This window comes from Pseudoalteromonas sp. S408 (assembly GCF_005886645.1).
GTDB lineage: Bacteria > Pseudomonadota > Gammaproteobacteria > Enterobacterales > Alteromonadaceae > Pseudoalteromonas.
The window spans coordinates 256,815-277,754 of the sequence record NZ_PNDY01000001.1; the positions used below are offsets into that span (position 1 = coordinate 256,815).

The window sequence follows — 20,940 nt, forward strand, 5'->3', positions numbered from 1 at the left end:
TGCAAACAGGCGAAATATTATTAAACTCTATTACGCGATCTCTGCGACATCAGTCAGCCTAACCGCACCTTCTTTAGTGTTAATAATGATGCCATTAGCACCATTTATATTTACACTTTCAATATTTTTAAACGTAGCAATAGGAAGGCTTGAAAATTCACCGTTGGTGCTGCCTTCAGCCACTATATTGTATTCACCCTCTGGTAAACGTTCACCCGCTTCGTTTTTACCATCCCAAGCAAAACGTACTGCACCAGCCGATTGCGATCCTAGTTCAATACTTCTTACAAGTTGTCCAGATTCATCCGTAATACGAAGCGTTAAACTCTCTACTGGGCTTTCTGCAACCACTGATCCTTTGGCGTCACCCGTTGCATTTAAATCTAAAGAATCTGACTCTAATAACGCTTGCTTTCCAACTAATGTTGACGCTTGTAAAGCGGAGTTAGATGTCATCGAAGCTGCAAGTGACTCAAAATTACTATTAAGGTTTGAGATACCTTCAGCCATAGTGAAGTTGGTCATTTGCGCAATCATTTGATCGTTATCCGCAGGCTTGCTCGGATCTTGAAACGATAATTGCTGAGTTAACAACGAGAAGAAATCTTCTTGAGTTAACGCATCGCTTTGCTCTTCGGTTGTAGTTGGTGTTGTATCCTGCCACCTTAAAGAGTCTAAATAGGATGAAGATGTACTAATATCGTTACTCATAACCTACCCTCGGTTAACGCTGACCTAGCAGCAGAGTTTTACTTAACATTTGCTTAGCTGCATCTGCAACTTGCACGTTTGTTTCATAAGAGCGAGAGGCAGAAATCATGTTAGCCATCTCCTCTACAACATTAACGTTGGGTTTGTAAATATAACCATTTTCATCCGCACTCGGGTGATTAGGGTTGTATTCAATTTGTAATGGTGCACTGCTTTCAACAATGCCCAGCACCTTAACACCAACAGAGGAGCCCTGATTGTTACTTGCCGACTCAGAAGCTTTGGTAAGCTCTGCAGCAAATACAGGTTGTCGCGCCCGGTACGTTTTGTCTTGAGAAGAGCTAATTGTATTGGCATTCGAAATATTACTCGCAGTGGTATTTAAACGCACATTTTGTGCGCTCATACCAGAACCAGCAATATCAAAAACGTTATATAAACTCATAATTATTATCCTTGACTACCGAGGGCTTTATTCAGGCCTTTAAACTTGCCGCTTAAAAATTGTAAGCTGGCCTGATACTCCATAGCATTCTGTGTATACAAGTTCCGTTCCACTTGCACATCTACTGAGTTACCATCACCTGTATCTGTTTGATTTGGCGTACGAAATAATTCATCACCACCCACACTTCGGGTACCACCACCAATGTGTTTTTCATTAGTAGTTACCATTGTATTGCCGCTTTGCTGGTGTGATTTTGCCGCTTTTAATGCTGAGGCAAAATTAATATCTTTTGCTTTGTAGCCCGGCGTATCAGCATTAGCAATATTACTCGCTAGCACTTCTGCTCGTTGTGAACGGATCAACATAGTATGCTGATGCACACCTAAAGCTTTATCAAAACTGATAGCCATAACCATCTCCAAAAAATTGACTTAGTTTGAATAAAGCAATAAATAAGCCATTTATAATTGAGTGATTATATTTTTTGTAATCGAATGATTTAAAATGAAAAACGACACATAGTGTGTCGTTTTAAAGGAAAGAAAGAGGGTTTACTTCTTTTGGTAAATAATGCCAGGGTTGCATCTAACCATATCAAATTCGTCACTTAATCCGGCCATTGACTCCGAAGCCCCTAAAAATAAATAACCTTTAGGGTTAAGTGCTTGCGCAAATTGTTTAATAATTTTAGCTTTTACTTCAGGAGAAAAATAAATAAGTACATTACGGCAAAAAATAATATCGAATTTACCCATCAACGCATACGAATCGAGTAAATTTAAGTGCCTAAAGCTCACTTGCTTTTTCAATGTATCGTTTACTTTTGCCATGCCATTGCCGCTGTCTGTAAAAAACTTTTTACGGCGCTCAGCCGATAGGCCTCGTGCCAAAGCTAGCGCGTCGTACTCGCCATTTTTGCACATATCTAGCATGGTATTAGAAATATCAGTACCAATTATTTGAGCACCCATTTTTAATACACCAGGCTGTTTAGCCTGAAACTCCGCAACCGACATAGAAATAGAGTAAGGCTCTTGCCCAGACGAGCTGGCCGCAGACCAAATTTTTACCGGTCGCCTTAACTCTTTAAACTCAGGAAACAAGCGGTTTTGTAGAAGCTCAAACGGGTATTGATCTCTAAACCACAAAGTTTCGTTGGTGGTCATCGCATCAACAACAGCCGCTCGTAATTGCCTTTCATGTGGCCCTAGTGTTTTGCTAACAAGTTCAGATAACGACCCTACATCAAAACGAGCCATTAATGGTGCAAGCCTGCTTTTAACCAAGTATTGCTTATTTTCACCAAGAACAATACCACATTGCTGTTCTAAAAATGAACGAAATTGATCGTATTCATTTTGCTGCAAGTCTTTGTTATTCAAATTAGTAGCACCTGTTTTGATTATTCACAATGAACCCATTTTTTAACCGCAGTGGCTAATTCATCTGGGTTAAATTTAGCAATAAAATCGTCTGCCCCTACCTTTTCAATCATTGCTTGGTTAAATACACCACTGAGTGACGTATGCAAAATAACATGTAAAGGTGCAAGTTTAGGGTCTGCTTTTATTTCTGCCGTTAGTGTATAGCCATCCATTTCAGGCATTTCAACATCAGATATAAGCAGCGCCACACGTTCTGTAATATCGGTTTGGCAATCAAGCTCGGCAATTTCTTTGAGTCTTACGAGTGCTTCTTTACCATTTTTGGCAAGTTCCGTTTGCACACCAAGCGGCTCTAGCGCACGTTTTACCTGATTACGTGCAACCGCACTATCATCAGCTATAAATACTATTCGCTCACCCAAGTCTTTCTGAATATCGCCACTTTCAGCAACTTCTGCGCTTACTTCGGTGTTAACAGGGCAAATTTCATTTAGGATTTTTTCAACGTCGAGTATTTCAACAAGTTCGTTTTCAATTTCTGTAACAGCAGTCAAGTAAGAATAACGACCCGCACCCGATGGCGGCGGCATTATTTTTTCCCAGTTCATATTAACAATACGTTCTACACCACCAACTAAAAAGCCCTGCACAGAGCGATTGTATTCGGCGATAATAATAAAGCTGTCTTGAATATTGTCTATTGGGCGTCCACCTACAGCCATTGATAAATCAATAACCGAAATAGTTTGTCCACGAATATGTGCAACACCACGAATGTAAGTGTTCGACTTTGGCATACTAGTAAGCGGAGGACATTGAAGAACTTCTCTTACCTTAAATACATTGATCCCAAAACGCTGGCGCCCTCTGAGTTTAAATAATAGTAATTCTAGGCGGTTCTGGCCAACCAGCTGAGTACGCTGGTTTACTGAGTCTAAAATGCCTGCCATTAAAATCTCCTTTAGAAAACAAATAATACGGAACGATAATTGCTTCCTATATATACAAAGCTACACAACATCGTGGGTGCGTCTTAATTTTGACGCAAAATATTTATACCCTGTTTGAAACCATAAGCATAGTCGAAACATTATGAGTTTGTTAAAAAAAATCAAAAGATACAGTGTTTTTTATTTTGTTGCTAGCCTAGGTTTTGCATTCCCTGTATCTGCTCAGGTATTTAGTAAAGCATTACTACAAGAAATGGCTGTAAATTACATCGCTGAACAAATTGGAGAACGCGACAGTAAGCAAATACAACTTAGTGCATTACCGTTGGACAGCCGCATACCCGATCGTGCTTGTTCAACAACACCTACTATTATTTCATCGAGTGAACCCCCGTTTAACAGGCAAATTACAATACAAATTAAATGCGACGATCTGCAAAGCTGGGCGCAATACGTTCATATTAAGGTGCAAAAAATGGCGCCAGTTGTTGTTACTACTGATAATATTGCGCGGGGTGAAGTAATAACCAGCGATCATCTAACCATTGAAATGAAACCAACACACTTTGTAAGAGTACAATATCTAGACGAACCAAAAGTACTTATTGGAAGCAGAAGTAAACGCAACATTCGCGAAGGTATGCCAATATTGCTGAATCAGATATGCATGGTGTGCAAAGGTGATGCAATTAACATTTATGCAAGTATCAAAGGGTTACGAATAAAAACAACTGGCGTTGCGCTTGAAGATGGTACATTGGGCGATCAAATACGTGTAGAGAACAAAAAAACAGGTAAAGTTTTAAATGCGCGTGTAGATGGTGTAGAGTCTGTACAAGTAAATATTTAATTAAAAATAATATTAAAGTTTACTAAAGATATGCCGATATACTGGTATTAGTTGGGTAAATTATGGATTTTTATTATGGTTAATCAAGTCAATTCAGGTAATCAACAACCAAGCGCTTTAGCTAACGCTAAACAACAAAAGGTTGATTTGCAAAGAGATAATGCAAATACACAAGCGGCTCAATCGGCTACACCTAAAGCTGCCAGCGATTCTGTGAGCTTAACACCACAAGCACAGCAGTTAAAAACTTTGCAAGAAAAAGCACAACAGTCGTCTGGGTTTGATAGTGACAAAGTTGCTGAGCTTAAAAAAGCAATCACTGAAGGTAAGTATCAAATTGACAGTGAAAAGCTTGCAAAAAATCTAGCTGACTTTGAGTTTGATGTATATGGCTGATCATAATAGCTTAATTATTGTTAAGCTAAACGAGCAAGATAAGTGTTTAGACTCTCTCGATGTTTTATTAAACGACGAGCTAACAGCTATTGCCTCAAGAAGAGGTGAAGGTTTAAAAGAAATTACCCAACAAAAAATGTCTTTATTAACCAAGCTAAATACCCTCGACCAAGAGCTTAATAAGTTACTTGCTAAAAACGACGAACAATCAGAAGAGCTCCCAGAGCTTATTTCTCAAGTTCGTAGTAAGTTAGAGAAATGCCAAAAACAAAATGAAGTAAACGCACATGCAGCGCATCAAGCTCAGCTAAGCGTTAAACAATTAAAAAGTATTTTAATTGGAGCCCCGTCATCCACTACATACAACCAGTCTGGCGGTGAAGTTAACACTAACGGCCAACTGGTGCGAAACTTAAAAGCTTAAATCAGAAACTATTCAGCTTAATAGCGCCGCCTTTAAAACATTACCTACCTGTTGTTTAATATATAGAATCTCAAAATTACTTAGCAAATGTAAATCAACTACATTAGTGCGTGTTGTACTCTGGTGGGTTAATTTTCAGCAGCTTGTTTGGGTTTTATGTAAGGCGGAGCCCACATAGTGTGGGACTCCCAATAAATTGACGATAACGCAGCATTAATAGTCAGCAGTCGCTGCTCGAAGGGGTATATCTAGAGGTTATTTACTCTTTATTGCCTACATGGATGTAATACCAATCCTCAATAATACTTAATCATTTTGCGGGGCAAAACGCGTTAATAGCTTTAAAATAGATGACTTAATTAAGCTAATTGATATAGCCAGTAGAATAACGCAGGAGCAGTTATCCTACTAGCTTACATATCTCGTGCAGTGGCTAAATAACCTCTAGTTTGAAAAGTTTTAATCCGCAAAAATCAACAGGTCTTAGTAATAAGTCACTTTTTTAACTTCACGTGGTTTTATTTCACCAATATATAGGTCGTGCACACGCTTCATATTGAGTTCAAGCTCCGTAACATAAGTATCGTCTACCGCATAAGTTTTAATAATTTGCGCACCTTTAATTACGCCTTGCACTTTGCTTTGTAAGTAATCGTCTTTTGCTACTGCGTTTTCAACACTCATACCTGCGGTCACCTTTTGCCCATAAACTTGTTCAGTGAGCTCTCGGTAGGCTTCTAGCTTAGAGGCTTTGATAGCCATAAGCTGTTTTTGAGAAGCACTCGCTCCTTTTTGTAAACTAATAGGCGCGTAACCTACCGCTTTTAACACGGGGTAATTATTAGGTTCAACGTATTTGTATTCTACGTGCTTATCAAACACGCTGCTGCATCCACTTAAAGTTAAACACCCTAATGTGATCAGTAATGAAATTGCTCGCATAGTTTTATGCCCTAATATATTAATTATTTTGATTTATGCACATTTAATGCCATTAATAGTGTTATCTTCGTCGATAAACAACATTGGTACAGTCCTTGCTGCTTTGATAATAAAGCTAACGTATATTTGGAGTAAAAGTATGAAATCGTTTTTATTAAAGGCATTTGCAGGACTAAGCGCAACTGCGTTATTTACGTTTTCGGCTTTTACAAATGCGCAGTGGTATGAATCTACCGGGCATGCACTTATTCAAAACGACGACATAAGCACGGCCAAATCAGCAGCTATAAAAGATGCCATCACTCAAGCGCTGGTTTTTTCTGGGGCACGTGTCAGCTCTGTACAAACCTTGGTAGACGGCGTGTTAATGCAAGATCAGTTAAAAATTAGTAGCCATGGCGAAATTCAAAAAATTGAGCTTGTAAGTGAAAATAAATACGACGATAAATTTGCCATTACCCTGCGTTTAGATATATTTGCGCAAACAGAGCAATGCCCGCAAAGCAGCTTTAACAAATTTGTTGCCGTAACACAAAGTCAGCTAGCTCATCGAGAGCAAGCCAGAATGGGTCAAATATTTGACGTAAACAAAGCAATTAGCAAGCGAATATTCACCACCTTACAAAAATCAAAAATGAGCGCCCTACCCGTTGCTTATTACAACATGCCTGTAAATGTAGATAATTACTTTTCACAACAGTACGACTATTCAAAAATACAGTTAGAAGAAATAGCATCCCGTACTAACGCTCAGTACGTGTTACTTAGCCAAATTACAGACCTATCAACAAGCGATAAACTCAATAGCGATTATGCTTTTTGGCAGGACGACAGCTACCAACGCAATTACAAAATAGAGTTTAGCCTTTTTAATGGCACAACCTACGAGCAACTTTGGACTAATAGCTATCAAGGCCAAGGTATTTGGCCGTTTGAAAAAACCGCTATTATTGATGTAAACAGTGATAGATTTTGGCAATCGCCTTACGGCCAAAGCATACAAGATATAAATCAAACCTTGAGTTATGATTTACAAGCTGTGCTAGCCTGTTTTCCAACACAAGGTAAAATAATGCATATGGAAAACAGCAAAATAGTGATTAACTTAGGTAAAGCACATGGCCTAAAAAAAGGACAAATGCTAAGTATTGCACACCATAACTACCTAACTGATGCTGCAGGTAATGTAATGCCTCATACCACTACAACACTTAATAAAATACGCGTAGAGCAGTTATATCAACAAACTGCGGTTGCAGTTAGCATTGACGACCAACCTTTGCCCGGCGTACAAATCAACGATGTAGTTGAAGTAATAAGCCAAGAACTCTAAAGTTTTTTATCAAGCTGTGTTTTTAAATTAGGGTGAGCCGACAACCACTCACCTAATTGCTCAACCCCTGCCAAATGCGGATAATGCTTTCTGCATGCAAATACAACATTACGCTGTTGGTTGGGAAATATAGGCATATAATCAATGCCTGTTCGCTTTGTACAAGCTAACTTTGGCACAAAAGTAACCCCATCATCCATCGCCACTAATGCAAGTAACGTTTCTAGGCTATTGCCTTTATATTGATTAGACACATCAACCCCTGCTGAAAAACAAAACTTTTGGGCTTGATCTTTAAAACAATGACCATCACTTAACATTAATAAGCTGCATCCTTGAAGATCGCTTAGCGCTACTTTTTTATGCTTAGCCAACGCGTTGTCTTGTGAAACAGCAACTAAAAAGTCTTCTTTATAAAGTGGGATAGTATGGTAGTGCTTAAGTTCTGGTACGTCGGCTAAAATTGCAAAATCAAGCTCACCATTATTAAGCGCATCTAATATGGTCGCTGTTTGCATTTCGATAAACGAAAATTGGCTGTCTACAAACGCCTCTTTCATCGAAGTTAACAACGTAGGCAATAAATACGGTGCGATAGTTGGAATAATACCAATTGTTAACTTACCTTGTAATGGGTCGTTAGAGGTAGAAGCAAGCTCTTTGAGTATTTGGGTTTGCTCTAAAATAACCTCTATTTGCGCTAGTAAACGTGCTCCTTTAGCCGTTAGGGTAACTTGTTTAGTTGAGCGGTCAAATAAAGAAACACCCAAGGTTTGCTCAAGCTTTTTAACCTGCCCACTCAGTGTTGGCTGGCTAACAAAGCACGCATCGGCTGCTTTACGAAAATGTTTATGTTGCGCTATAGCTTTAACGTATTCAAAATCTTTTAAGTTCATGTTCAGCTCCAACCTGATAGCTTTTGACTATCAGTTTAATACAAACAAACGATTAGAACTATATTTAAATTTTCTCCATAATGGCTTCAACAAATCAAGAGGAACTAAACCATGTTAAAGAATATTGAAGGTCAAACAATCCCTAACGTTACATTTGCAACACGTCAAAACGACGAATGGAAATCGGTAACAACAGACGAAATTTTTAAAGGCAGAACAGTCGCTGTATTTTCACTGCCAGGCGCATTTACCCCAACATGTTCATCTACTCACCTTCCTCGCTACAACGAGTTAGCTGGCGTATTTAAACAAAATGGCGTAGACGAAATTGTGTGTTTATCAGTAAACGATACATTCGTAATGAATGCATGGGCTGAACACCAAGAAGCGCAAAACATTACTTTACTACCAGACGGCAACGGCGAGTTTACAGACGGCATGGGCATGTTAGTAGACAAAAACGATTTAGGCTTTGGTAAGCGCAGCTGGAGATACTCTATGCTGGTAAAAGATGGCGTAATTGAAAAAATGTTCATCGAACCAGATCTACCAGGCGACCCGTTTGAAGTGTCTGACGCTGACACAATGCTTGATTACATCAACCCTAAACAAGCTAAACCAGAGCCAGTGAGCGTTTTCACTAAACCTGGTTGTCCATTCTGTAAAAAAGCAAAAGAGCTTCTTACAGAAAAAGGATTTGCCTATGAAGAGATTGTTATGGGTGCAGGTGCATCATTAACAAGCCTCAAAGCAATCTCTGGCCGCGACACCGTTCCACAAGTATTTATTGGTGGAAAACACATTGGTGGCTCAGACGACCTAGAAAAATACTTTGCTTAATAAGTAATTTTAAATAGGGGCCAAGCGCCCCTATTTACTAAAGGAAAAAGACGATGAAACAATTGCAAACCGACGTAGTAGTTATTGGCGCAGGTACCGCAGGACTCAGTGCATACCGAAACGCCAAACAGTTTACCCCTAACGTACTTATGATCGAATCAGGTCCCTATGGCACAACCTGCGCACGCGTTGGCTGCATGCCGAGTAAATTATTGATAGCTGCAGCAGAAGCTGCGCACTCTATCGAAATGGCATCTGCATTTGGTGTGCATAGCTCAAAGCCTGTAATAGACGGCAAAGCAGTTATGTCACGCGTTAAAAGTGAACGCGATCGTTTTGCAGGATTCGTAGTTGAAGCCGTAGATGAACTTCCAGACGAAGACAAAATTAAAGGTTACGCTAAATTTTTAGATGCCAACCGTGTACAAATTGATGACCATACTATTATTACAGCCAAGCGTTTTGTTATAGCCACAGGCTCTCGCCCTTCATATCCTGGTGTATTTAATAATTTTGGTGACAAATTAATCATTAACGACGACGTATTCGATTGGGACGACCTACCAGAATCTGTTGCCGTATTTGGCCCGGGCGTAATTGGCCTTGAAATAGGTCAAGCACTTAGTCGCTTAGGCGTTAATGTAAAATTATTTGGCGTTGGTGGTGCTATTGGCCCCCTCACCGACCCCGTAGTAAAAGACTATGCAAATACTGTTTTTGCAAAAGAATTTTTTGTTGATACCGACTCAAACGTATCAGACATGATGCAAGTGGGCGACAAAGCACAGCTTACATACACCGACAAACAAGGTGAAAAACACACTGAACAGTTTGACTATGTACTTGCTGCAACAGGCCGAGTCCCCAATGTTGACAAACTAGGCCTCGAAAATACAGGCATAGAGCTTGACGAGCGCGGTGTACCGCATGCCGATCCGCATACTATGCAATGTGGCGAATCAAACATATTCATAGCCGGCGATGCCAGCAACATGATCCCGCTACTTCACGAGGCGTCTGATCAGGGAACCATTGCAGGGCAAAATGCAGGGCGTTTTCCAGATGTACGCATTGGCCTACGCAGGGCCAAAATTGCCGCAGTATTCAGCGACCCACAAATAGCCATGGTAGGTGAAAGCTTTACCCAAATAACAGACCGTTTAGGTTCATGTGGCTGTTTTGAAGTAGGCGAAGTAAGCTTTGAAAATCAAGGCAGGAGCCGTGTAATGCTAAAAAATAAGGGCCACATGCGTGTATACGCAGAGCAAGGCACCGGCTTATTTTTAGGCGCAGAATTTATTGGCCCACAAGCAGAGCACATAGCACACCTACTTGCATGGGCAGTACAAAACAAAATGACCGTACCACAAATGCTTAATATGCCTTATTACCACCCGGTTATAGAAGAGGGTTTACGCACCGCACTTCGCGATTTAAACGCCAAGCTTAAGTTTGGCCCAGATATCATTAACCACTGTATGGAATGTGGCCCAGGCGCATAACTTACAAAAAATAAACACTTGCTATCAAAAAGCCAAAACGTCTGTTTTGGCTTTTTTATTTATATAATTTTTAAGCACTGGTATCTCAAAAAATAGTTTAGCTGTTACACTCAATACGTAATTTAATTAAAAAGATGGAATAGCTATGCCCAATAATAAATTTAGACTAGTCACCCGTAGCGATTTTGATGGCCTTGTATGTGCCGTACTACTTAAAGATTTAGATCTAATTGACGATATTTTGTTTGTTCACCCAAAAGACATGCAAGATGGAAAAATAGACATTACCGCTAACGATATTACTACTAACCTCCCCTATGTAGCGGGTTGTCACATAGCATTTGACCACCACCTAAGTGAAACCGTTCGTAACGCAAGCGACATTAAAAATCACGTTATTGATCCTAAAGCGCCTTCTGCTGCGCGTGTAGTATACGACTACTACGGTGGCGCTGAAAAATTTCCTAATATTTCAATAGACATGATGGACGCTGTAGACAAAGGCGATGCGGCACAGTTTTCAAAAGACGAAATACTCAATCCAACCGACTGGGTGTTAATGAACTTTATAATGGATGCCCGCACAGGCTTGGGCCGCTTCCGCGAATTTAAAATTTCAAACTACCAACTAATGATGAAGCTAATTGATGCCTGTAAAGATCAAAGCATTGACGACATATTAAAAATGGAAGATGTAGCCGAGCGAGTAGCGCTGTATAACGAACACAACGAAAAAGCAAAAGCACAAATAACACAATGTGCAACAGTACATAAAAACCTAGTAGTGCTAGATCTAACCCAAGAAGAAACCATTTACGCCACCAACCGCTTTGTAATTTACGCCATGTACCCCGACTGCAATATTTCAATTCATAAAATGTGGGGGCTTAAAAAGCAAAACGTAGTGTATGCAATTGGTAAGTCAATTACTAACCGCAGCTCAAATACAAACGTAGGTGAGTTATGCCTTAAATACGGAGGCGGCGGACACTTAAATGCAGGCACCTGCCAAGTAGAAACCAGCCAAGCTGAAACAGTACTAAGTGAATTAATTGATAAAATTACCAATGATGGTTAATTACTAATTATCAGCTATTAAATTGTAAAGCGAGTAAGTTTATATTTACTCGCTTTTTTATGTGTAGTTATAAATTTTTAGCTATAAAAATAACTGCTTTACTAAAGCTTCAACTCAATAGTTATTATTATTTTAGGTTTTTAAGAGCAAGTTTGAGAGAAACTGTCAGTCAAAAGTTCTGATGTCTGAAGTCAAGATTTGACCCTCGGCTCCTAAAACAGCGATTGGAAAAGCTACCTACTCGCTATGGGCGGTTTACACACAAAACAAAAAGATCGACCTATCAAATTACACACCGATTTAAACATCGTTGAAGAAACGGGCGAGTGCTTACAAAGCTATTATGATGGTGAACTCATACTCAAAGTAAAAGGCTTGTGGTTCGCTGGTAAAGCTATTATCACAAGGCATTATTCATGGAAGGTAGAAAAGGCATAACCTAAAGCTGAAACGAGTTAGCTAAAGCTCCCTATTATCTAAAAAGAGCTAAAGCTATCTCTTTTAAATGGAATTGCAGTTAAATACCATCTCACATCTATAAACAGCCTTTAGCTTACCATTTGCCAGAATGGCAAAAAGGGTCTTACTTGGAGTTCTGTAAATAACTGTACTGAAAGTATTTTTGTATTTATCCTAAGAATAACTTTAAAGATTAAGTTATTGTATAAATAGATGTCTCCTGACATTATTCGTTTCAGTACATACTATTAAATATTCAAGGGAAGAAAAAATGAACGATTATAAACAATCGAAATTATGGAAAAAAACTTTAGGTAAAACTGGCGATACAAACCAAGAATCAATTGATAAACTCAGAGAAGTTTTTTACAGCTTTAGAAGTAAGGTTGAGCTACTAGCCTCTGAAATTTCACGAAGCCTACCTGAATTCACAGTTCATGATATTACCCATATAGATGCATTATGGGAAATGGCTGATTGTATATGCGGTGACTCGTACGAACTAAATCCTGCAGAAGGATTTATTCTAGGAGGAGCTTTTTTATTGCACGATGTAGCGATGTCATTTAGTGCATACCCTGATGGTTTTAAGGAATTAGAGAAAACAGAAATATGGAAAGATACAGTTCATCTTTGGTATAAACAAAGAGGTAAAATAACTCCAGAATCTGCAACTAGAGAAGCTATTGATAATGATGCAAAGGAATTCGCTTTAGCGACTGTTTTAAGGAAAAAACACGCGAGTACCGCTGAGAAGTTAATAACTACAAAATGGCTACAAAAGTCTACAGGTGAAGAAGTATTTCTCATCGATGACTCAGAAATTCGGATGAGTGTAGGTCGCACAATTGGAAAAATTGCACATAGTCATTGGTGGGATTTGGCGAAAGTAGAATCTGAGTTTTCCCGCCCATTAGGTGCATTAGGGTGGTGCCCTAGAGAATGGACTATAGACCCTTTAAAAATAGCATGTATTTTAAGAGTTTCAGATGCATCTCATATTGACTCAAGAAGAGCCCCATCATTTTTAAGATCTTTAAGAAACTTAAATCCAACATCAGATGCCCATTGGAGCTTCCAAGAAAAACTTCAAAAGCCATACTTAACAGAGGATAGCCTAAATTATTCCAGTGGATATTCGTTTCCTGCCTCAGAAGCTTCTGCTTGGTGGCTATGTTATGACGCATTAAAAATGATAGACAAAGAGTTACGCCAAACTGATGCCTTGTTAGCTGACAAACATCTACCTCGATTCAAAGCAAAGAGAGTTTTTGCCGTTGAATCCCCAGAAAGGCTAGCTTCTTATATTCAGACAGAAGATTGGTCACCTATTGATGCATTTATTCATATTGGTGATTTACCAAAAATAATTAGATCTTTAGGTGGAGAGGAGTTATACGGAAGAAAGCTACATGTTCCAATCAGAGAGTTAATACAAAATTCTTCTGATGCTATAAGAGCACGTAGGCTAGTGGAATCAAGAGATCATGAATGGGGTCTCATAACAATCAAGCAATCCGAAAGTGAAGAAAACTCTTCTCTAGAGGTAGAAGATAATGGGCTTGGTATGTCATTAGATGTAATCAAAAATTATCTTTTTGAATTTGGTAGCAGCTATTGGGACTCAGAGTTAATGCAAGAGGAACATCCTGGATTAGTTGCATCTAATGTAAACCACACAGGAAAGTATGGTATTGGTTTTTTTTCTATATTCATGTTGGGTGACGCTGTCACTATAACTACTAGAAAATTTTCTGACGCACAAGACAAAACATATGTAATAGAGTTTAAAAATGGACTTCAAACTAGGCCTATAATCAGAAAGGCAGCCAGAGACGAATTTTTAATTGATGGAGGGACTAGAATAAAAATAGAATTTGATACTAAAACAGTCAATGAATCCCTATTTAAAACTCATGATGAAATGGAAATAACTATTGAAGACGTTTGTATGGGAGTCGCTCCCGCGCTAGATGTCCAATTAAAGATAATTGATAAAAATAAAAACACTAAAGAAGTACCTGCCAATAACTGGCTAAAATGTAACAACAATGATTTTATCGATTTAGTTTTGCAAGTCAGTAAAAAAGAACAATTATCTACTTCAGAGCAACTATTAACCCATAAGAATAAAATTGCGGCAAATGTTAGAGTTTTAAAAAATTCTAACAAAGAAACCCTTGGTCGGATTTTTTTATCAAAGGATCATTGGTTTAGAAAGGATGAAAATATCCCTGTCTTCAGAGGCTGTATCGTAGTAAATGGTTTGACTGAATATCACACATCTAATATTTGTGGATTTTTAGTTGGTAAAAATACAAACGCAGCTAGGGATAAAGGAAATACATTAGCTACTGAAGATGACTTCAAGGATTGGGTCACAGAACAAGCGGAGTTGTTACCTTCAATTTTTGATGAGAGTTCTCAATTTGAACTTTCTCATGTAGTAAGGATACTGAAGGGTTCACCAAAGAACTTACCAATAGCCAGAACACCTACTAGTTACTTAAATTACGATGATTTAGGCGTTATAGTTGAAAAAACCAATAAATTAATCGTATGTACTGGATCATTTCTTCGTCATGATGCTGATAATTTTATATCTATAAATTATGAAGAAGACTTAATTTTTATAGATTTTTTGAGGATTCCTGAGCTACTAGGTCATGAAAAGTTTTTTCTTAAAAGTATTAAAAGAAAAAGATTCGCGTATGAACTTACAAATATAGGATTTGTATGCGATATAATTGCAGAAAAGTGGGACGTGCCAATTGAGAAAATTTTGGATTTTTTAAGTAATGAACTTAATAACCCATATGGAAATAAAGTTAAAATTGCTACGACATCTGAGGACAAAGAGTTACGAGACACTGCTTATATTTTCGAAAGAGAATCATTAACTAAATAGTAATGCCATTAAATTACAAGTATAAGTAGAACTTAATCATTACATATTTTGATAAAGTTCTACGCAACTTGTGCAAATAACAAATAAGCACTGGCGCTTCATATGTGCTACACAGAAATTGAAAAGCAGACGTGATAAAGCATAACTCATTGATTTTATTGGTAGCCCCTGCAAGAATCGAACTTGCAACTGCCCCTTAGGAGGGGGCCGTTATATCCATTTAACTAAGAGGCCACAGCGGTGTGCTAGGGTTAAATTATAACGGCATCTGATTTTTAATATCAAGGTTTAAATCAATGGGAGTTTGAGTTAATTACTTGATAAATATATGTCTTCTTTACTTAGTACATAATGCGGAATAAGCTCTCGGCTGCTGGCCACAATCTGTTTGGTGTTAACATTTATAACGCGTGTATTTATCACTACGCCATTTTGTCTGTAAATTAAAGTGCCTGCTAATACATGGCTTGCCATGTGCTCTTCACTTAGCTTTTTAATATTTCGCGAAAACACAAAGTCACCACGTCTGTTTACGTCTATTGTGTTGGTGGTTTTAAAATCAACCACACTGTAACCAAACTTTTGTAGTTGATGAATAAGTGTTTCTGATATTTGGTTACCCAACTGGTTACTTTTATTGAGTGAAGAGTCAAGGTTTACCAATGTGCTTACAGCAATATTAACCTGTGTATCGGCCTCTGCGTCGTACTCGAGTGTGTCAACTAAGTCTAATGCCATTTGCTCTACGTAATTAACAAGCGTTTTATGATGCTTTAGTGGCTTAAAAGGTTTTGACGCATCGTAATCATTATCTAGCTGCACAGTTTGGTTGTGTGTTTGTTCATCGTAATCACCATTTAGCATGTAGTCGTTATTTGCTTGCGTTGCTGTGTGTGTATTTGAATCATGCACATGCTGGTGTGTTAGTGAGCAACCAGATAGAGCAACGACTACCCCTGCTAGCAAAAGCGTGTGTAAATTGGTGTTTAATGTAAAGCGCATACTCACCTCACTTACTCGCTTGTTTTAGCATAATGCCATCGGTACGGTAGTTGCCATTTAACGCATCAATCACTGATTGCGGTAAAAACCCTTGCGCCGAACCAACAACAGCCTTACTGGTTAAGCCAACAATTCGTGCATTTACTAAAACTCCGCCTTGATGGCTTACTAATGTGCCAGCCAATACGTATTGAAAGTTTTGCTCTGGGTCGAGCTCTAGGTAGTCGCGGCTAAATACAAAGTCGCCGGTTTGCGTTACACGAACATAATCGGTGGTTTTAAAATCAATGACCGGTACACCAAAATTATGGAGCTCGTGCATAAAGCTTTCTGCAATTTGATTCCCTAATAAACTGCCATTACTGTAATCGTCGTCTAAAAATACAAAGCTTGATACCGCTAGCGGTGTTTTGTCATTAACGTATTGTAAGTTTTCGACCATGTCTTGCATTATTCCGCGCACATAGTGATTTATATTTTTATGCATTGGCGGCGTCGATTTAGTGTAGCTGGTTTGCTGAGCTAACCCCGACTGAAACACATTATCATGATTAACCGGAGCACTTACTTTACGTTGGCTTGAAGCCAGCAGCGGTGCTTGGTTACTTTGCGCAACCGCTGAGTCGGTGCTAGTTGTGTTCGTTATTTGCGAACAGCCAAACCCTAATGGCAAACATAGCGTGATTAATAAGTTTCTCATTGTGTGCTCCTCGTTAATATTCACTGCGATAAAGTAAACCATCGCGCTGCTGAATTTTTTCATTACCCCACATTACATTTATTGGGATCTCGGTAGTGCCAGCAGATAAAACTTGTTTGTTGCTAATGTTAACCATGCGCGCATTGACAATGTATGCATGCTGTTGGCGTGTGACGGTGCCTGTAATTATAAGGTCAATATTTTGGCGTTCTCGTAGCTGTTCTAAATTACGCGTTAAAGCACTATCGGCGTTATGAGATAAGTGTAGATTATTAGCTAAGCGGTATTCGACCGTGTGATAACCCATTTGCGTCATTTTAGTGAGTATACTTTCTTGTATTTGTTGGCTTAAGCCCGACGCTTGTTGCGTCATTAGCTTAGAATCGAGCGCATCTGCAAAGTAAAAGCTACTAACCCCTATGCGAGTATTGTTGCTTAATGGGCCCTTTAAATGACTTAATTGCACAGTTAAGTTGTGCACGTAGTCACTTACTGTAAAAGGCGCCATCGCTGCTTTTGGGGCATACGTGCTCACACTCGGCTCGGGTTCAGGAATTAAACTGCACCCGGCCAAGTTAATTAGTAATAAGGGTAGTAAAAGGCGCATAGTTGCCATCCTCTTGTGATCATACAAGAGACTAAGCAATTATTATGCCTAGAGGGTTGGTTGTGGTTTTTGCTGGGTGTAATAGGTAACAAAACAACTCACTTTTTGCTGTTTTAATGCTTTGCAATCGGTTATTGCCTGTTTACTTGTTTTGTATGCGCCTAACTTTAAACGATAAAATGTATTGGTTTTTATTACTTTAGTTTCAATATTGACCGCTAAATTAGTGTTAAAAAACGCGGGTATTTTACGTTTTAAATTAGCCAGTTCGGTATTTAATTTAGCTTCACTATTAAATGCTGCTACCTGAATAGCAAAAAAAGCCTGATCACTTTTTAAAATACTTTCTGTAGCAAGAGGGGTTAAAGCTGTGTTTTCCTGAGCCACATTGGTTTCGTCAATGGCTTTTAAGCGAGTAGTCAGCTTTGAAAGCTGGCCTTCTAATTCAAGCAAATCGTTAACTTTGGGCTCAACTGTTTTCCACTCTTTAGCCGATTGCTTAAGTGCTTGTAAGTCAGTATTTGAAATAAGAACGGTATTTGATGTCGCTAAATTTGGTTGTACTTTTTTTGGTGAACTGCACGCAGTTAGGTACAACAAAAACCCAATACAAAATAATGTATTAATAAATTCCTTTTTAATAACCATACTTTTTACCTACCACCCTTTTGACTATGGTGAGGTATTTTATGGATAAATAATTTTTTAGCAAGTTTCTATTTTAACTACAGCTTTACTGGTTTATCTGTGTAGTTACTGACTATGCAGTCGAGCTTGTATACTTTAAATACTTCACAGTCTGCTTTGGCATTTTTTAGATTTTGGTACGACCCTAGTTTAAGCCTATAAAACGTTTTTTTATTTATTTTTGCGGTTTCAACATTGGTTAGTATTTTTTTTCTGAATAGAGGTGCTGCTTTGGTATTTAGCTCTTTCCACGCTTTTGCTATGTCTTTTTCTGAATCAACCGATGCTACTTGCAAAGCAAAAATATGCCTTGGTGTATTAAGCTTAACTGTCTGCTTTTTGTTTCTGTATTGGTTAACACTTTGGCTACGTGACCTTGCAGCTTGCTGATTGTGAATTGTTCGCGTGCTGTACGAGTTGCTTGTAGGCTGATTAGACTGAGCTATTGCTTTACTGTTAATAATATCTATGTGATTAACAAGGTAGGTAATTTCTTTTTCTAGCTTTAAAATACGCTCTATACCTGCTCTGGCTTGCTGCCATTGCAATGCTGCATCTTTTAACTGAGCAAGCTCTAATGCAGTAATAGGTACATACTCGGGCGAATTGGTTTGCTTTTCAGGTGTGGGGACTGATTTTACTTCAGGTGTAATCGAGCATGCTGTACCAAATAGCAGTATCAGCAGGCTTAAAAGTAATCCTGTTATGTTTTTATTATTTATTAACATTTATTCGCTGTCCTGAAAGCAGTGTAATCACACTTACATTTCAGTTAAACATCCTCTTTAGAAAGCGTTTAACCTTACTTTAAGTTTTCGAGCCATACCCTAGCCCTTTATGTACATAAACGTATTTAATTCAATAGGCTTATGTTTTTTTGACTCCTCCATGAGAACACTTTTCAATACAATTTTAATGCCACTTAAAATAAACATTACAACATAAATTACATTATGTCTGTAAAGTAATCAAAACTATTCTAATTTTTACATTAAAAAAACAAATTATGCAAAAAACAATAAAAAAGGCGCCTAATTAGGCGCCTTTTGCTGATTTAATGTAAACGGTTATATGAGTGTTTTAATAAATGTTTTTAGCTCATCGGCAAATTCATCACGACGAAGTGCAAACTCAATGGTTGCTTTTAAATAACCAATTTTACTACCACAATCGTGGCTTCGGCCTTTCATTGCGTACGCATCTACTTTTTCACTTTGCATAAGCATGGCGATAGCATCGGTAAGCTGAATTTCATCGCCAGCACCCTGTGGAGTTTTTGCAAGTAGCGGCCAAATATTTTCACTCAACACATAACGCCCAACCACGGCTAGGTTTGAAGGTGCCTCGTCAACCGGTGGCTTTTCTACCATGTTAACAATAGGTGAGCTTTCACCTTGCGCTATTTCGGTACCACCTAAATCCACTACTCCAAACTTATCAACTTCCTGCATTGGTACAGGCTCTACCATAATTTGGCTGTGTTTTGTTTGTTCAAAATGAGCGATCATCTCGGCGAGGTTGTCTTTTTTAAGATCGCTTTCAACGTCGTCTATGATCACATCGGGTAAAATAACCACAAATGGTTCGTTACCAATAATTGGGGCTGCACAGTTAATGGCATGACCTAGCCCTTTTGCTTCACCTTGGCGTACGTGAATTATTGTTACGTCTTTAGGGCAAATGGCTTGTACTTCGGCAAGTAATTGCCGCTTAACACGCTTTTCAAGCGTTGCCTCTAATTCAAAGCTGGTATCAAAATGGTTTTCGATAGAGTTTTTACTTGAGTGCGTTACAAGTACAATTTCTTTTATGCCTGCACATACCGCTTCGTTAACTACATATTGTATTAAAGGACGGTCTACTACAGGAAGCATCTCTTTAGGAATTGCTTTAGTGGCTGGTAGCATGCGTGTACCAAGGCCCGCTACTGGGATCACTGCTTTCATGTTGTTTTCCTTAATCGGTTATTATACTGAAAATGGATATTGAATTGCGTCGTGACATTGATAGCCAGTTACTTCAAAGTCGTCTCGGGTAACCCAGGTTTCTATGTCTTCTAGTGACTTAATCTTTGGATTAATTGTAAGCTTAGGCGATTCAAATGGTTCGCGTTTAAGCTGTACGTCGCGCATTAACTCAAGCTGATTTTCGTAAATATGAGCATTAGCTATTTTATGATATGCCTTACCCGGTTTATGACCGGTAATTTGAGCGACCAAAGCAAGCAACACAAAGCATTGAATTTGATTAAAATTCAACCCTAGAGGTACATCACAACTACGCTGATAAGATGTTAAGTAAAGCGTATCACCTAATAGTGAAAACGTATGTGTATGCATACAAGGTCTTAGACAACCCAGTTCAAATTCACCTGGGTTATAAAACGTAATTATTTCACCGCGATCATCAATGCCATTTTTTAAATTGTTAATTACTTTTGCCAGCTGATCGAGTGTTGAACCATCAGGGCGTTGCCAACCTCGCCCTTGAACGCCGTAAACGCGCCCCATGTCATCTTCACCTTTACGGTTTGGATTATTAAGCCAGGCTTGGTTATCGTTGGCATTAGCATCCCAGGTTTTACAGCCAATATTACGAAACTGCTCTGCACTATCGTAGCCTCGTAAATAACCAAGCAACTCTGCAATGGCCGCTTTATAGTAACTTTTACGCGTGGTGATCATAGGAAACTGATTGTTTGCTACATCGTACTCTAAATCGGCGTTTATAACCGTTAAGCAACGTGTGCCTGTGCGTTTGTTTTCTACCCATTGACCTTCGTCAACGATACGCTGACATAATTTTAAATATTGTTTCATGCT

At 38.7% G+C, this 20,940-nt stretch carries 23 protein-coding genes and 1 tRNA gene; 9 read left to right on the top strand and 15 right to left on the bottom strand.

The genetic code is table 11. From position 1 onward, the window contains the following. Positions 1 to 30: 30 nt before the first annotated feature. The 5 genes from CWB62_RS01300 to CWB62_RS01320 all read right to left on the bottom strand — a co-directional run bounded on the left by CWB62_RS01300 (position 31) and on the right by CWB62_RS01320 (position 3,494). The gene (locus CWB62_RS01300; protein WP_058403536.1) at positions 31 to 711 is read right to left on the bottom strand and encodes a flagellar hook assembly protein FlgD; all 681 of its coding nucleotides are present in this window, start codon (positions 709 to 711) and stop codon (positions 31 to 33) included. Between the two features lie 13 nt (positions 712 to 724). Beyond that, positions 725 to 1,156: a flagellar basal body rod protein FlgC gene (gene flgC, locus CWB62_RS01305; RefSeq protein ID WP_058403537.1), complete on the bottom strand. Its 432-nt coding sequence runs from the start codon at positions 1,154 to 1,156 to the stop codon at positions 725 to 727. A gap of 5 nt (positions 1,157 to 1,161) precedes the next feature. Continuing rightward, positions 1,162 to 1,569 (bottom strand): flagellar basal body rod protein FlgB, encoded by a 408-nt coding sequence (flgB, locus tag CWB62_RS01310; protein WP_006792698.1) that lies wholly within the window; start codon positions 1,567 to 1,569, stop codon positions 1,162 to 1,164. A gap of 141 nt (positions 1,570 to 1,710) precedes the next feature. Beyond that, positions 1,711 to 2,541, bottom strand: a complete 831-nt coding sequence (locus CWB62_RS01315) for a CheR family methyltransferase (protein ID WP_058403538.1) — start codon at positions 2,539 to 2,541, stop codon at positions 1,711 to 1,713. Positions 2,542 to 2,561: 20 nt separating this feature from the next. Then, positions 2,562 to 3,494: a chemotaxis protein CheV gene (locus CWB62_RS01320; protein WP_058403539.1), complete on the bottom strand. Its 933-nt coding sequence runs from the start codon at positions 3,492 to 3,494 to the stop codon at positions 2,562 to 2,564. Positions 3,495 to 3,636: 142 nt separating this feature from the next. Here CWB62_RS01320 and flgA point away from each other — a divergent pair, with 142 nt between their 5' ends. The 3 genes from flgA (at position 3,637) to flgN (ending at position 5,164) form a co-directional block, all read left to right on the top strand. Beyond that, positions 3,637 to 4,344, top strand: coding sequence for a flagellar basal body P-ring formation chaperone FlgA (flgA, locus tag CWB62_RS01325; protein ID WP_138528770.1), 708 nt, complete (start codon positions 3,637 to 3,639; stop codon positions 4,342 to 4,344). A gap of 75 nt (positions 4,345 to 4,419) precedes the next feature. Next, on the top strand, positions 4,420 to 4,740 hold the full coding sequence (flgM, locus tag CWB62_RS01330; protein ID WP_058403541.1) for a flagellar biosynthesis anti-sigma factor FlgM: 321 nt from the start codon (positions 4,420 to 4,422) through the stop codon (positions 4,738 to 4,740). Then, positions 4,733 to 5,164 carry a flagellar protein FlgN gene (gene flgN / locus CWB62_RS01335; protein WP_058403566.1) on the top strand — a complete coding sequence of 144 codons (432 nt, stop codon included), beginning with the start codon at positions 4,733 to 4,735 and terminating at the stop codon, positions 5,162 to 5,164. The genes flgM and flgN overlap by 8 nt, the downstream gene beginning before the upstream one ends. Before the next feature lie 483 nt (positions 5,165 to 5,647). Here the strand turns inward: flgN and CWB62_RS01340 are convergent, their stop codons facing one another. Beyond that, a complete protein-coding gene (locus tag CWB62_RS01340) occupies positions 5,648 to 6,106 on the bottom strand; it encodes an LPP20 family lipoprotein (protein ID WP_058550958.1) in 459 nt (152 codons plus the stop codon). 139 nt (positions 6,107 to 6,245) lie between these two features. Here CWB62_RS01340 and CWB62_RS01345 point away from each other — a divergent pair, with 139 nt between their 5' ends. Beyond that, positions 6,246 to 7,439, top strand: coding sequence for a flagellar assembly protein FlgT (locus CWB62_RS01345; RefSeq protein WP_058403543.1), 1,194 nt, complete (start codon positions 6,246 to 6,248; stop codon positions 7,437 to 7,439). Here the strand turns inward: CWB62_RS01345 and CWB62_RS01350 are convergent. Beyond that, a complete protein-coding gene (locus CWB62_RS01350; protein ID WP_138528772.1) occupies positions 7,436 to 8,335 on the bottom strand; it encodes a LysR substrate-binding domain-containing protein in 900 nt (299 codons plus the stop codon). The genes CWB62_RS01345 and CWB62_RS01350 overlap by 4 nt on opposite strands. A 111-nt stretch (positions 8,336 to 8,446) precedes the next feature. Between CWB62_RS01350 and CWB62_RS01355 the strand changes: the two genes are divergently transcribed. The 5 genes from CWB62_RS01355 to CWB62_RS01375 all read left to right on the top strand — a co-directional run bounded on the left by CWB62_RS01355 (position 8,447) and on the right by CWB62_RS01375 (position 15,122). Further along, a complete protein-coding gene (locus CWB62_RS01355; protein WP_010555882.1) occupies positions 8,447 to 9,175 on the top strand; it encodes a glutathione peroxidase in 729 nt (242 codons plus the stop codon). A gap of 53 nt (positions 9,176 to 9,228) precedes the next feature. Beyond that, positions 9,229 to 10,677 carry a dihydrolipoyl dehydrogenase gene (locus CWB62_RS01360; RefSeq protein ID WP_138528774.1) on the top strand — a complete coding sequence of 483 codons (1,449 nt, stop codon included), beginning with the start codon at positions 9,229 to 9,231 and terminating at the stop codon, positions 10,675 to 10,677. Between the two features lie 145 nt (positions 10,678 to 10,822). Next, positions 10,823 to 11,755, top strand: a complete 933-nt coding sequence (locus tag CWB62_RS01365) for a DHH family phosphoesterase (RefSeq protein WP_138528776.1) — start codon at positions 10,823 to 10,825, stop codon at positions 11,753 to 11,755. Positions 11,756 to 12,001: 246 nt separating this feature from the next. Then, a complete protein-coding gene (locus CWB62_RS01370) occupies positions 12,002 to 12,193 on the top strand; it encodes a hypothetical protein (RefSeq protein ID WP_138528778.1) in 192 nt (63 codons plus the stop codon). 292 nt (positions 12,194 to 12,485) lie between these two features. Next, positions 12,486 to 15,122 carry an HD domain-containing protein gene (locus CWB62_RS01375; RefSeq protein WP_138528780.1) on the top strand — a complete coding sequence of 879 codons (2,637 nt, stop codon included), beginning with the start codon at positions 12,486 to 12,488 and terminating at the stop codon, positions 15,120 to 15,122. 159 nt (positions 15,123 to 15,281) lie between these two features. Here CWB62_RS01375 and CWB62_RS01380 read toward each other — a convergent pair. The 8 genes from CWB62_RS01380 to CWB62_RS01415 form a co-directional block, all read right to left on the bottom strand. Continuing rightward, a tRNA-Arg gene (locus CWB62_RS01380) sits at positions 15,282 to 15,356 on the bottom strand. Positions 15,357 to 15,431: 75 nt separating this feature from the next. After that, entirely contained in the window at positions 15,432 to 16,124 is a 693-nt protein-coding gene (locus CWB62_RS01385) for a FlgO family outer membrane protein (protein WP_138528782.1), read from the bottom strand. Positions 16,125 to 16,131: 7 nt separating this feature from the next. Further along, positions 16,132 to 16,824 carry a FlgO family outer membrane protein gene (locus tag CWB62_RS01390; protein ID WP_138528784.1) on the bottom strand — a complete coding sequence of 231 codons (693 nt, stop codon included), beginning with the start codon at positions 16,822 to 16,824 and terminating at the stop codon, positions 16,132 to 16,134. Positions 16,825 to 16,837: 13 nt separating this feature from the next. Next, a complete protein-coding gene (locus CWB62_RS01395; protein WP_138528786.1) occupies positions 16,838 to 17,431 on the bottom strand; it encodes a FlgO family outer membrane protein in 594 nt (197 codons plus the stop codon). Positions 17,432 to 17,479: 48 nt separating this feature from the next. Then, positions 17,480 to 18,079 carry an SPOR domain-containing protein gene (locus CWB62_RS01400; protein WP_138528788.1) on the bottom strand — a complete coding sequence of 200 codons (600 nt, stop codon included), beginning with the start codon at positions 18,077 to 18,079 and terminating at the stop codon, positions 17,480 to 17,482. Positions 18,080 to 18,156: 77 nt separating this feature from the next. Beyond that, the gene (locus CWB62_RS01405) at positions 18,157 to 18,846 is read right to left on the bottom strand and encodes an SPOR domain-containing protein (RefSeq protein ID WP_138528790.1); all 690 of its coding nucleotides are present in this window, start codon (positions 18,844 to 18,846) and stop codon (positions 18,157 to 18,159) included. Between the two features lie 339 nt (positions 18,847 to 19,185). Further along, complete coding sequence (galU, locus tag CWB62_RS01410; RefSeq protein ID WP_138528792.1) at positions 19,186 to 20,064, bottom strand: UTP--glucose-1-phosphate uridylyltransferase GalU; 879 nt, start codon at positions 20,062 to 20,064, stop codon at positions 19,186 to 19,188. 21 nt (positions 20,065 to 20,085) lie between these two features. Continuing rightward, the gene (locus CWB62_RS01415) at positions 20,086 to 20,937 is read right to left on the bottom strand and encodes a thymidylate synthase (RefSeq protein ID WP_138528794.1); all 852 of its coding nucleotides are present in this window, start codon (positions 20,935 to 20,937) and stop codon (positions 20,086 to 20,088) included. Positions 20,938 to 20,940: the final 3 nt, after the last annotated feature.

What these genes read in the sequence shown, in the direction of transcription:
- CWB62_RS01345 (WP_058403543.1), top strand. Translation starts at nt 6,246, where the DNA reads ATGAAATCGTTTTTATTAAAGGCATTTGCAGGACTAAGCGCAACTGCG.
- CWB62_RS01400 (WP_138528788.1), bottom strand. Translation starts at nt 18,079, where the DNA reads ATGGTTATTAAAAAGGAATTTATTAATACATTATTTTGTATTGGGTTT.
- CWB62_RS01365 (WP_138528776.1), top strand. Translation starts at nt 10,823, where the DNA reads ATGCCCAATAATAAATTTAGACTAGTCACCCGTAGCGATTTTGATGGC.
- CWB62_RS01300 (WP_058403536.1), bottom strand. Translation starts at nt 711, where the DNA reads ATGAGTAACGATATTAGTACATCTTCATCCTATTTAGACTCTTTAAGG.
- flgM (WP_058403541.1), top strand. Translation starts at nt 4,420, where the DNA reads ATGGTTAATCAAGTCAATTCAGGTAATCAACAACCAAGCGCTTTAGCT.
- flgN (WP_058403566.1), top strand. Translation starts at nt 4,733, where the DNA reads ATGGCTGATCATAATAGCTTAATTATTGTTAAGCTAAACGAGCAAGAT.
- CWB62_RS01390 (WP_138528784.1), bottom strand. Translation starts at nt 16,824, where the DNA reads ATGAGAAACTTATTAATCACGCTATGTTTGCCATTAGGGTTTGGCTGT.
- flgC (WP_058403537.1), bottom strand. Translation starts at nt 1,156, where the DNA reads ATGAGTTTATATAACGTTTTTGATATTGCTGGTTCTGGTATGAGCGCA.
- CWB62_RS01385 (WP_138528782.1), bottom strand. Translation starts at nt 16,124, where the DNA reads ATGCGCTTTACATTAAACACCAATTTACACACGCTTTTGCTAGCAGGG.
- galU (WP_138528792.1), bottom strand. Translation starts at nt 20,064, where the DNA reads ATGAAAGCAGTGATCCCAGTAGCGGGCCTTGGTACACGCATGCTACCA.
- CWB62_RS01355 (WP_010555882.1), top strand. Translation starts at nt 8,447, where the DNA reads ATGTTAAAGAATATTGAAGGTCAAACAATCCCTAACGTTACATTTGCA.
- CWB62_RS01350 (WP_138528772.1), bottom strand. Translation starts at nt 8,335, where the DNA reads ATGAACTTAAAAGATTTTGAATACGTTAAAGCTATAGCGCAACATAAA.
- CWB62_RS01405 (WP_138528790.1), bottom strand. Translation starts at nt 18,846, where the DNA reads ATGTTAATAAATAATAAAAACATAACAGGATTACTTTTAAGCCTGCTG.
- CWB62_RS01375 (WP_138528780.1), top strand. Translation starts at nt 12,486, where the DNA reads ATGAACGATTATAAACAATCGAAATTATGGAAAAAAACTTTAGGTAAA.
- flgB (WP_006792698.1), bottom strand. Translation starts at nt 1,569, where the DNA reads ATGGCTATCAGTTTTGATAAAGCTTTAGGTGTGCATCAGCATACTATG.
- CWB62_RS01395 (WP_138528786.1), bottom strand. Translation starts at nt 17,431, where the DNA reads ATGCGCCTTTTACTACCCTTATTACTAATTAACTTGGCCGGGTGCAGT.
- CWB62_RS01320 (WP_058403539.1), bottom strand. Translation starts at nt 3,494, where the DNA reads ATGGCAGGCATTTTAGACTCAGTAAACCAGCGTACTCAGCTGGTTGGC.
- CWB62_RS01370 (WP_138528778.1), top strand. Translation starts at nt 12,002, where the DNA reads ATGGGCGGTTTACACACAAAACAAAAAGATCGACCTATCAAATTACAC.
- flgA (WP_138528770.1), top strand. Translation starts at nt 3,637, where the DNA reads ATGAGTTTGTTAAAAAAAATCAAAAGATACAGTGTTTTTTATTTTGTT.
- CWB62_RS01340 (WP_058550958.1), bottom strand. Translation starts at nt 6,106, where the DNA reads ATGCGAGCAATTTCATTACTGATCACATTAGGGTGTTTAACTTTAAGT.
- CWB62_RS01360 (WP_138528774.1), top strand. Translation starts at nt 9,229, where the DNA reads ATGAAACAATTGCAAACCGACGTAGTAGTTATTGGCGCAGGTACCGCA.
- CWB62_RS01415 (WP_138528794.1), bottom strand. Translation starts at nt 20,937, where the DNA reads ATGAAACAATATTTAAAATTATGTCAGCGTATCGTTGACGAAGGTCAA.